We start from the raw sequence: 11,525 nt of genomic DNA on the forward strand, positions 1-11,525 counted from the left end.
ATATAATGATAATTATTTGTATTATCATTTTCATCAATTATCTTACTGCCTTTGAATTTTTAACAAAGGAAGTTTGACTATGCGTTTAAAACCTGTTGCCTCTGTCGTTCTGTCCTGCATAGGGTTTACCAGCCCCTTTGTCTTCGCTGAAGACGTGATGGTAGTAACCGCTTCGGGTTACGAAAAAAAGATCACCAACGCGGCTGCCAGCGTTTCCGTTATTTCACAGCAAGAGTTGCAGACCAATAAATATAACGATTTAGGTGAAGCTCTACGTTCTGTGGAAGGTGTGGATGTCGAAAGCAGCACGGGTAAAACCGGCGGTCTGGAAATTAGCATCCGTGGTATGCCAGCCAGCTATACCCTGCTCCTGATTGACGGTATCCGTCAAAATGGAAGCAGCGACGTGACACCGAACGGCTTTTCGGCCATGAACACCAGCTTTATGCCTCCACTGGCGGCAATCGACCATATTGAAGTGATCCGCGGTCCGATGTCGACGTTATACGGTTCCGATGCCATTGGCGGAGTCGTCAATATCATCACCAAAAAGAGCACCGATAAATGGAGCACATCCATTAATACTGGCGTTAACCTGCAAGAAAGTAATAAATGGGGTAACAGCACGGTCGCCAACTTCTGGTCAAGCGGCCCATTGATCGCAGGTGTACTGGATATGCAGGTTCGCGGCAGCACCACGCAGCGTCAAGGCTCCAGTGTCACTTCTCTGAGTGATACCTCTTCCACCCGCGTGCCGTATCCTACGGAATCCGAGAATTACAATATCGGTACTCGTCTGGACTGGAAAACCAGCGACAGCAATACGTTGTGGCTGGATCTCGATTCCGCCAGACAACGCTACGATAACGATGATGGACAACTTGGCAATCTGACCGGCGGATATGATAAGACGCTGCGCTATGAACGTAACAAAGTGACGCTCGGCCACGACACCGCATTAACATTTGGGACCTGGAAGTCCTCTGTGGGCTGGAATGAAACCGAGAATAAAGGCCGCCAGTTGGTCTCCTCGGCACTGACACCAGAGAACGCGAACCGGGCTGGCGACGCGCGTGAACTGAAGAACACCAACGTTATTCTGGATTCCATGCTGCTGACGCCGTTAGGTGACGCGCACCTGTTGACCCTCGGGGGGGAATACTGGGATGCCCGCATGAAGGACGGTGTCGTGCTGGCCAATACCGGCGAGACATTCCACCAGAAAACATGGTCGGCCTATGCTGAAGATGAGTGGCATATCCTCGACTCTCTGGCCTTAACCGTGGGGACACGCTATGAACATAACGACGTCTTTGGGGGGCACCTCAGCCCACGCGCCTATATGGTCTGGGACGTCTCCGACGAGTGGACCCTCAAAGGCGGTGTCACAACGGGCTATAAAGCGCCATCGCTCAGCCAACTTCATAACGGCATCAGCGGCGTGACGGCACAGGGAACCGTCAATACCGTCGGGAACCCGAACCTTAAACCTGAAGAAAGTACCAGTTACGAAACCGGGCTTTACTATGAGAATGACGCTGGGCTGAACGCCAACGTCACGGGTTTCTATACTGAATACAAAAATAAAATCGTTTCGTATTCTATCGATGATAATACCAACAGCTACACCAATAGCGGTAAAGCAAGAACCGATGGTATCGAGTTTGCCAGTACATTCCCGCTGTGGTCGGACTCGCTGAGTTTATCTCTCAATTACACCTATACCCAGAGCAAGCAAAAAGATGGCGAGAATAAAGGCGCGCCACTGAGTTATACCCCGAAACACATGGCGAACGCCCGTCTGAACTGGCAGGCAACGGAAGATATGAACGCCTGGCTGAGCGCTCGCTACCGCGGTAAGGCTCCACGCTATACGGAGAATTACGACAACCTCAGCGCAGTACAAAAGGCGGTGTATGACGACAAAGGCGCAAATTTAAAAGCCTGGACCGTTCTGGACATGGGGATGTCTTATAAGCTGACCAAAGAACTGACGCTGAATACAGCGGTGAACAACGTACTGGATAAAGACTTTAGTGACGTCACACTGTACCAGGTTGGCCGCAATAGTACTTATGCGGGCGACTACTATCAGACTGCACAATCCACGACCGGATACGTCAACCCCGGCCGTAACTACTGGGTCTCCTTAAACTACCAGTTCTAGTTTTGCTTACCTCTGTTGGCCAGGCTATAACTGATAGCCTGGCCGCTATCAGCGTGTTTTCGTAAGCGGATTGTCAGTATTGCGCATACGTAAGGAGAGACAATGCCCTTTTCAACCACTGAACGTCAGGCACTCCTGTCATTAAATGGCGTTGGCCCCAAAGTCATCGAGCGGCTTGAGCAACTGGGTTTCCACTCGCTTGCCGATCTCAAAAACTCTACTGTCGAGGATATTACCCAGCAAGCGGCGTCTATGGTCGGCTCGACGTGCTGGAAAAACAGCCCGCAAGCGAAAGCGGCAATTGCCAACGTCTTAGCGCTGGCAAGTGCGTCGTCGTTACGCTGATTTAGCGTATCACCCGAGCAAGAGGAACGTGCGCGATTTAACCGTTTCTGATTTTCCCATTGATACCCGGCTGCGGTTTACCAAACAGATACCCTTGCGCGAAATCGCAGCCCAGAGCCTGAAGGCTTGCCAGTTGTTCCTCTGTTTCGACACCTTCTGCAACAGCTTTCATATTCAGCGATTTCGCCATACCCGTAATAAGCCTGATGATATTAAGGGCGTCTTCCTGAGTAGATATCGAATGCACAAACGACTTGTCTATTTTGATTTTATCAAAGGCAAGCCGACTCAGTCGCGAAAGAGAAGAGTAGCCGGTACCAAAATCATCAATGGAAATTTTTACCCCCAGGGCTCTGAGCTTGTTAAGTGTATTCATCGGCGTATTACTCTCGGTAAAGAGAGAGGATTCCGTCACTTCCAGCTCGAGACGGTCTGCCGGAAGTCCGGTTTCTTTCAGAATGGACAGCACAATTCCGGCAAAGGCCTTGCTGCTTAGCTGGACAGGTGAAACATTGACTGAAATTTTAACCGGTATCACCCAGGAAGCCGCTTCCCGGCAAGCAATTTCAAGCACAGATTTTCCCATCTCGTTAATCATGCCTGTTTTTTCAGCAACAGGAATAAAACTATCCGGCGACAGAAGTCCTTTTAGCGGATGTATCCAACGAATAAGAGCTTCATAGCTGTAAATTTCCCGGCTGAAAGAATCAACAATAGGTTGGTAATAAACCACGAATTCTTTATTCACTATGGCCATTGCCATATCATGTTCAAGGGTTCTGCTTTCTTGCAGCTTTTCTAACATCCGCTGCCGGAAGACTTTTATTTTACCCGAGCCTTCATTTTTCGCTTCATAAAGCGCCAGATCGGCAAATTTATAAAGGTAGTCGGAACGGTGCTCAGTTTCTGAGATAACAATACCAACACAAGTGGTTATATTTATAATTGCGTTATAAATAGTGTAGGGTTGGTTGATATAATCACATATTTTTTGAGCTCGGGAAACGGCACGGCTCTCTGTCAGACCGCTCGAAAGAAACGCAAACTCATCGCCACCTAAGCGATATAGCGTGTCTGAACCCTGGCTCATAGAAATCAAACGATGGGATATCTGACGCAATAACATATCCCCGGCGTCATGGCCATACGTATCATTTACCTCTTTGAATCGATCTAAATCGAACAACATCACCGTCACAGAGTCATTGTTTTTTTCTGCCATCGCGATGGTTTTACTTAAATCCCCCCAGAACAACTGGCGATTATTCATTTCGGTGAGCGAGTCGTGATAGACGTCATACTCCAGTTTTGCATTCTGGATCTGCAGTTTTTCTTTAGATTCCTGAAGTTCCTCAGCAAGGCACTTAACCTGGAGGTGTGCTCTCAAAATATTTCTGTTCTGGAAAAAAATCAGAATCCCCAGTATCGCACTCAATATTATAAGCAATACTGAAGTCGCCGAATATATATAATACAGGGTTTGAATATTCGTATTTGTATTATTAATCGAGCTAACATCTTTATCTAATGCACCGGATGAAAGATGGGCTAGCGGTGCATCAAGCGCATGCATTTCTTTCAAATATGTCTTGAGTTCTGAACGGTTCATTTTCTCAAGATGAACATCCAGATAATTAAGCATTTTCTCAAGCTGTATAGCCAGTTCATAATGCGCTGGATTACTTTCTATATAATGTCCTAAATCACCTTCTTTTATTAAATCGCTCTGGCTGAGCATAATGTCGAGACGCAGGCGTACAGCATCAAGCGTCATCGTATCATCACTAATGTAGAGACCAAGCCACGATTCAAATCGGTAATATTCTGATACCATTTGAACAGCAGACCATGAGTCGGCATAGTGGGTCAGTTTCTGTAGCTCTTGTTGTCTTTCGTGCACAAGGAAAGATATATATCCGGTAGATATAAAAAGGAAGAATATAATGCCAGCCAGTATTCTGTTCATGATGGTCCTCTGAACCTCTACTCAATTTTCATTGAGCTGACCTGCCATGCTGACCTTGAATAAAAAATCTGATTATTCAGTTCAGGAATACTGTCATAGGGATACACGATGAATAGCGGGCCTTTATCACGGATGCGCATATATTCTCCGTTGATTTTTAGCGCAAGAATAACATTATATTTCTTGAAATCACTGAGTGGGATAGCGGTGGTGTAGTCATTGAGCGCAGTGACCTTAACAACAGAACCTTTTGCCCCGACATAATCCATGAGCTTTTGCAGAGAGATACCCGTAAAGGTAGTGCGTCCATTATACCAGGGTGAGGTAGTCTGGAAACTTACTGTGCCCAGTTTCTCGAGACTGGCGATATCAAAAACGGCTTTCCCGTCTTCATTGGTATTTTCTATATTACCGGACAGTGTTAAAAGGACTTTACCGACAGGCTTGGGAAGTTCACCAGCCCAGACCTGAGTAGTGACAACGAAGCTTAACAACATAACAATTAACCGCATTCTAACCTCACCAATCTATCGAATGTAAGAGAATTATAATTTAGTTATTATGCTATTTACACATGCTACCCAGCGATTATTGATGCAGAAAGCCCATCCGTTTTTTAATTCATTGAAATCAATAAGTTAACCATCATTCATTTTTTAATATTGTTTAAAAAAGGCTGTTGATGTTATTTGAGGCACAGTAAATTTCACTATCGCCGTACAAAAAATAAGCCACCTGTTTAGTCAGTAAAAATAAACACACACGAATATAAAGGTCTATTTTTTTATGCAACAACAGGATATTGTTTTTCCAACCGAGCGCTTCGCACCTCTCATCGAATGCGTGTTGCGCAATGAATCACCAGGACCTGGTTTTGCTGCTTATCCATAAAAAATATGATTGCTAGACGGGTAGAGATATCCAGATGAGGGTACAAAATACAAATCTTGCGCAGTGCCCCCTATATTCGCCCCGAGCCACAGCCGGTTTATAGCTGTTTTAATCGCCAGCAAATTTCATTAAAAAAAACGGGAACCACCCGGCTCCCGTTCTCATACAACCCAGAATCTGGATTACATGTTTTCGATGATCGCGTCACCAAACTCTGAACATTTCAGCAGCTTAGCGCCGTCCATCAGACGTTCGAAGTCATAGGTTACGGTTTTCGCGTTAATCGCGCCTTCCATACCTTTAACGATCAGGTCAGCCGCTTCGACCCAACCCATATGGCGCAACATCATTTCTGCAGACAGGATGATGGAACCTGGGTTCACTTTATCCTGACCCGCGTACTTCGGTGCAGTACCGTGGGTGGCTTCGAACAGTGCACATTCGTCACCAATGTTGGCTCCCGGTGCGATACCAATACCACCAACCTGTGCAGCCAGCGCATCAGAGATGTAATCACCGTTCAGGTTCATACAAGCGATAACGTCGTACTCAGCTGGACGCAGCAGGATCTGTTGCAGGAACGCATCGGCGATAACGTCCTTAACCACGATCTCTTTACCGGTTTTTGGGTTCTTGATTTTAACCCACGGACCGCCATCGATCAGTTCACCACCGAATTCTTCGCGCGCCAACTGGTAACCCCAGTCTTTGAACGCACCTTCGGTGAATTTCATAATGTTACCTTTATGAACCAGGGTAACAGAATCACGATCGTTAGCGATAGCGTACTCAATCGCTGCACGAACCAGACGCTTAGTCCCTTCTTCGGAACATGGCTTGATACCGATACCGCAATGTTCCGGGAAACGGATTTTCTTCACGCCCATCTCTTCGCGCAGGAATTTAATCACTTTCTCAGCATCAGCAGAGTCAGCTTTCCACTCAATACCCGCATAGATGTCTTCTGAGTTTTCACGGAAGATGACCATATCGGTCAGTTCAGGATGTTTAACCGGGCTTGGAGTGCCCTGGTAGTAACGAACCGGACGCAGGCAAACGTACAGGTCAAGTTCCTGACGCAGTGCAACGTTCAGAGAGCGAATACCGCCGCCAACTGGGGTAGTCAGTGGGCCTTTGATGGCAACACGATATTCACGAATAAGATCAAGGGTTTCAGCAGGCAGCCAGACGTCCTGGCCATAAACCTGAGTGGATTTCTCACCGGTGTAGATTTCCATCCAGGAGATTTTACGCTCGCCTTTATAGGCTTTCTCGACAGCAGCATCGACAACTTTGATCATCGGTGGGGTTACATCAACGCCGATACCGTCGCCTTCAATGAACGGGATAATCGGATTTTCAGGAACGTTGAGTTTGCCGTTTTGCAGGGTGATCTTCTTACCTTCCGCCGGAACAACTACTTTGCTTTCCATTCACCTCTCCTTCGAGCGCTTCTGGTTCTGCTCGTCTGTCATCACGCTGCATGTGCATTTGCGTCCTGCTACACGGATGCGTTAGAGCAACTTTTTGTTAATGATTTGTAATGAGCGTGTCAATACTACCCTATTGTTCGTCGCCATGAAAGACACTCGTTCTTAGGCTATAATGCGGCAATTGATATAATCTGAAAATACCATGCAAAAAACTTCTTTTAGAAATCACCGGGTTGAACGATTCAGCTCACGACAAGTCACTAAACAGCGTAAAGAAAACCAGCCAAAACGGGTGGTTTTGTTCAATAAACCATACGATGTTTTGCCACAATTTACTGACGAAGCAGGACGCAAAACGTTAAAAGATTTTATTCCTGTTCAGGGTGTCTATGCTGCTGGTCGTCTTGACCGCGACAGCGAAGGACTTCTGGTACTGACCAACGACGGTGCGCTGCAGGCCCGGTTGACGCAACCCGGTAAACGTACGGGGAAAATCTATTATGTCCAGGTGGAAGGTGAGCCAACCCCCGAAGCGCTGGATGCTCTGCGCACCGGCGTAACGCTGAACGATGGCCCCACCCTGCCTGCGGGTATCGAACTGGTAGAAGAACCCGCATGGCTATGGCCGAGAAACCCGCCTATTCGGGAACGGAAAAATATCCCTACCCGTTGGTTAAAAGTGACCTTATATGAAGGCCGCAATCGTCAGGTACGTCGCATGACAGCACACGTCGGCTTTCCTACACTGCGGTTAATTCGTTATGCGATGGGGAATTACACGCTGGATAATCTCGCTAATGGTCAATGGCGGGATGCAACTGTATAAGGAACAGGTATGTTTAAACCGCACGTCACCGTTGCCTGCATTGTGCATGCAGAAGATAAGTTTTTAGTCGTTGAGGAAACCATCAACGGCAAAGCGTTGTGGAATCAACCTGCCGGGCACCTGGAAGCCGATGAAACCCTGATTCAAGCCGCTGCACGCGAACTGTGGGAAGAAACCGGGATAAAAGCGCAACCACAACACTTCATCAGAATGCATCAATGGATTGCCCCAGACAGAACACCCTTTTTACGTTTTCTGTTTTCTATTGAGCTTGCCAATATGTGCGCTACTGAACCTCATGACGACGATATAGATTGCTGTCGTTGGGTCAGTGCGCAAGAGATCTTCTCTGCGCCAAACCTGCGTTCGCCGCTGGTTGCCGAGAGTATTCGTTGTTATCAAAGCGGACAGCGTTATCCACTCTCAATAATTGGCGAATTTAACTGGCCGTTTACAGAGGGTGTCAAGTAAAGGGCTGCGTGCTAGAATATGCCGCCTTGAAGTTCAATGTCGTGAGTATTCCTATGTCTGAAAGCCAAAAAAAAGTGATCGTCGGCATGTCCGGCGGTGTCGATTCCTCCGTTTCTGCCTGGCTGTTGCAACAACAGGGTTATCAGGTAGAAGGCCTGTTCATGAAGAACTGGGAAGAGGACGATGGTGAGGAATACTGTACAGCGGCCGCCGATCTTGCGGATGCGCAGGCTGTCTGCGACAAACTCGGCATTGAACTGCATACCGTTAACTTTGCTGCAGAATACTGGGACAACGTCTTTGAATTGTTCCTTGAAGAGTACAAAGCGGGTCGTACGCCGAACCCGGATATTCTGTGCAATAAAGAAATCAAGTTTAAAGCCTTCCTCGAATTTGCCGCTGAAGATTTAGGTGCCGATTACATCGCTACTGGCCACTACGTGCGTCGCGCGGATGTAGACGGCAAAAGCCGTCTGCTGCGGGGACTCGATGGTAACAAAGACCAGAGCTACTTCCTTTATACCCTCGGCCATGAGCAGATCGCACAAAGTCTGTTCCCGGTGGGTGAACTGGAAAAACCACAGGTACGTAAAATTGCCGAAGATCTGGGTCTGGTGACTGCGAAGAAAAAAGACTCCACCGGTATTTGCTTTATCGGCGAGCGTAAATTCCGCGAGTTCCTCGGTCGTTACCTGCCGGCACAACCTGGCAAGATCATTACCGTTGACGGTGAAGAAATTGGCCAGCATCAGGGGCTGATGTATCACACCCTGGGTCAGCGTAAAGGTCTGGGTATTGGCGGAACAAAAGAAGGTACCGAAGATCCATGGTATGTCGTGGATAAAGACGTTGAGAACAATATTCTGGTGGTGGCTCAGGGTCATGAACACCCACGCCTGATGTCCGTTGGCCTGATTGCACAGCAATTGCATTGGGTCGACCGTCAACCGTTCACCGGCACCCTGCGCTGCACAGTGAAAACCCGCTATCGTCAAACCGACATTCCGTGCACCGTTAAAGCACTGGATGCTGAGCGTATTGAAGTCATTTTTGACGAACCCGTCGCGGCGGTAACACCGGGTCAGTCAGCGGTATTTTACAACGGTGAAGTGTGCCTCGGCGGCGGCATTATCGAACAGCGTCTGCCTCTGCCGGTATAATTATTTACACATTTGATACAAGGAAGCAGTGAACGTGGCAAAGAATTATTATGACATCACCCTCGCCCTGGCAGGTATTTGCCAGTCGGCACGCCTGGTACAAGAACTGGCGCACCAGGGGCATTGTGATGCCGATGCACTACACGTTTCACTGAACAGTGTCATCGATATGAACCCCAGCTCAACGCTGGGCGTGTTCGGCGGCAGTGAAGCCAATCTGCGCCTTGGCCTTGAAACACTGCTCGGCGTGCTTAATGCCAGCAGTCGTCAGGGTCTGAATGCAGAACTCACCCGCTACACGTTAAGCCTGATGGTGCTGGAGCGTAAGCTGTCAGCAGCCAAAGGCGCTATGGACACGCTTGGAGACCGTATCAACGGCTTGCAGCGCCAGTTGGACCATTTTGATTTGCAGTCAGAAACGTTGATGAGTGCGATGGCTGGTATCTATGTTGACGTCATCAGCCCACTCGGCCCGCGTATTCAGGTCACGGGTTCTCCGGCCATTCTCCAGAGCCCGCAGGTTCAGGCTAAGGTACGCGCATCGCTTCTGGCCGGCATTCGCGCTGCCGTGCTCTGGCATCAGGTTGGTGGAGGCCGTCTGCAACTCATGTTTTCTCGTAATCGCCTGACGACTCAGGCAAAACAAATTCTTGCTCATTTAACCCCGGAGTTGTGATCTATGGAATTATCCTCACTGACCGCCGTTTCCCCTGTCGATGGACGCTACGGCGATAAAGTCAGCGCGCTGCGCGGGATTTTCAGCGAATATGGTTTGCTGAAATTCCGTGTACAGGTTGAAGTACGCTGGCTGCAAAAACTGGCCGCGCACGCAGCGATCAAGGAAGTTCCTGCTTTTGCTGCCGACGCAATCGGTTTCCTTGATGCGATCGTTGCTAACTTCAATGAAGAAGATGCTGCACGTATCAAAACCATCGAGCGTACGACCAACCATGATGTGAAGGCAGTAGAGTATTTCCTGAAAGAGAAAGTGGCGGATATCCCGGAGCTGCATGCCGTTGCCGAGTTTATCCACTTCGCTTGCACCTCTGAAGACATCAACAACCTGTCTCACGCGCTGATGCTTAAAACGGCGCGCGATGAAGTGATCCTGCCGTACTGGCGCCAACTGATCGATGCGGTGAAAGACTTGTCCGTGCAGTATCGCGACATTCCACTGCTCTCCCGTACCCACGGTCAACCGGCCACCCCGTCCACATTGGGCAAAGAAATGGCTAACGTGGCTTACCGTATGGGGCGCCAGTATCGCCAGCTCAATCAGGTCGAAATTCTCGGTAAAATCAACGGTGCCGTCGGTAACTATAATGCCCACATCGCCGCTTACCCGGAAGTTGACTGGCACCAGTTCAGTGAAGAATTTGTCACATCCCTGGGCATTCAGTGGAACCCGTACACCACACAGATTGAACCGCACGACTACATTGCCGAACTGTTTGATTGTGTTGCCCGTTTCAACACAATCCTTATCGATTTCGACCGTGATGTCTGGGGTTATGTCGCACTGAATCACTTCAAACAGAAAACCATCGCCGGTGAGATTGGTTCTTCCACCATGCCGCATAAAGTTAACCCGATCGACTTCGAAAACTCCGAAGGTAATCTGGGTCTGTCCAATGCGGTTCTGCAGCACCTGGCAAGCAAACTGCCGGTTTCCCGCTGGCAGCGTGACCTGACAGACTCTACCGTACTGCGTAACCTGGGTGTGGGTATCGGCTATGCGCTGATCGCCTACCAGTCTACGTTGAAAGGGGTAAGCAAACTGGAAGTAAACCGCGATCACCTGTTGGACGAACTGGATCACAACTGGGAAGTTCTGGCTGAGCCGATTCAAACTGTGATGCGTCGTTATGGCATTGAGAAACCATACGAGAAGCTGAAAGAACTGACCCGTGGCAAGCGCGTTGATGCTGAAGGCATGAAGCAGTTTATCGACGGACTGGCTCTGCCGGAAGACGAGAAAACCCGCCTGAAAGCGATGACACCGGCTAACTATATTGGCCGCGCCATCACCATGGTTGATGAACTGAAATAATCAGGACTGGTGCCGGATAGCGATTTCGCCTCATTCGACCCACCGCTGATGTCATACCCAGGCCGGATACGCGCAAACGCTATCCGGCTTGTTAATTTTATCGCCTTAACGATTCCCCCCGGTTTATTAAATGTTTATCCCCACAGCCACATAATCAGCGTTAGACTATAAAATCGATTTTGAAAATTCAGTAAATACAGTTAATTATCATAAAAT

General features: G+C 48.5%; 10 protein-coding genes. 7 read left to right on the forward strand and 3 right to left on the reverse strand.

The window, feature by feature from the left end:
- The first annotated feature begins 79 nt into the window (after positions 1-79).
- Positions 80-2,167 carry a TonB-dependent receptor gene (locus tag NNO03_RS22000; RefSeq protein ID WP_271450563.1) on the forward strand — a complete coding sequence of 696 codons (2,088 nt, stop codon included), beginning with the start codon at positions 80-82 and terminating at the stop codon, positions 2,165-2,167.
- A 102-nt stretch (positions 2,168-2,269) separates the two neighbouring features.
- Positions 2,270-2,512, forward strand: coding sequence for a helix-hairpin-helix domain-containing protein (locus NNO03_RS22005; protein WP_271450564.1), 243 nt, complete (start codon positions 2,270-2,272; stop codon positions 2,510-2,512).
- Between the two features lie 37 nt (positions 2,513-2,549).
- Here NNO03_RS22005 and NNO03_RS22010 read toward each other — a convergent pair whose 3' ends face one another.
- From NNO03_RS22010 to icd, 3 genes are all read right to left on the reverse strand, one after another.
- Positions 2,550-4,478: a bifunctional diguanylate cyclase/phosphodiesterase gene (locus NNO03_RS22010; protein ID WP_271450565.1), complete on the reverse strand. Its 1,929-nt coding sequence runs from the start codon at positions 4,476-4,478 to the stop codon at positions 2,550-2,552.
- Positions 4,479-4,495: 17 nt separating this feature from the next.
- Positions 4,496-4,990, reverse strand: coding sequence for a molybdopterin-dependent oxidoreductase (locus tag NNO03_RS22015; RefSeq protein WP_271442719.1), 495 nt, complete (start codon positions 4,988-4,990; stop codon positions 4,496-4,498).
- Between the two features lie 561 nt (positions 4,991-5,551).
- Complete coding sequence (gene icd, locus NNO03_RS22020) at positions 5,552-6,802, reverse strand: NADP-dependent isocitrate dehydrogenase (protein ID WP_003030769.1); 1,251 nt, start codon at positions 6,800-6,802, stop codon at positions 5,552-5,554.
- Between the two features lie 202 nt (positions 6,803-7,004).
- Here icd and rluE point away from each other — a divergent pair, with 202 nt between their 5' ends.
- Genes rluE through purB form a run of 5 tightly spaced genes read left to right on the forward strand, consistent with a single transcriptional unit; the run spans position 7,005 to position 11,309 of the window.
- The gene (gene rluE / locus NNO03_RS22025; protein ID WP_271450566.1) at positions 7,005-7,628 is read left to right on the forward strand and encodes a 23S rRNA pseudouridine(2457) synthase RluE; all 624 of its coding nucleotides are present in this window, start codon (positions 7,005-7,007) and stop codon (positions 7,626-7,628) included.
- 9 nt (positions 7,629-7,637) lie between these two features.
- Entirely contained in the window at positions 7,638-8,099 is a 462-nt protein-coding gene (locus NNO03_RS22030; RefSeq protein ID WP_271450567.1) for an NUDIX hydrolase, read from the forward strand.
- Between the two features lie 53 nt (positions 8,100-8,152).
- Positions 8,153-9,259 carry a tRNA 2-thiouridine(34) synthase MnmA gene (gene mnmA, locus NNO03_RS22035; RefSeq protein ID WP_271442717.1) on the forward strand — a complete coding sequence of 369 codons (1,107 nt, stop codon included), beginning with the start codon at positions 8,153-8,155 and terminating at the stop codon, positions 9,257-9,259.
- A 34-nt stretch (positions 9,260-9,293) separates the two neighbouring features.
- Positions 9,294-9,935 (forward strand): high frequency lysogenization protein HflD, encoded by a 642-nt coding sequence (gene hflD, locus NNO03_RS22040; protein WP_005120991.1) that lies wholly within the window; start codon positions 9,294-9,296, stop codon positions 9,933-9,935.
- 3 nt (positions 9,936-9,938) lie between these two features.
- Positions 9,939-11,309 carry an adenylosuccinate lyase gene (gene purB / locus NNO03_RS22045; protein ID WP_271450568.1) on the forward strand — a complete coding sequence of 457 codons (1,371 nt, stop codon included), beginning with the start codon at positions 9,939-9,941 and terminating at the stop codon, positions 11,307-11,309.
- The last annotated feature ends 216 nt before the right edge of the window (positions 11,310-11,525 follow it).

The sequence above is a fragment of the Citrobacter sp. Igbk 16 genome, assembly GCF_028069755.1.
In the GTDB taxonomy this organism is placed as follows: domain Bacteria; phylum Pseudomonadota; class Gammaproteobacteria; order Enterobacterales; family Enterobacteriaceae; genus Citrobacter.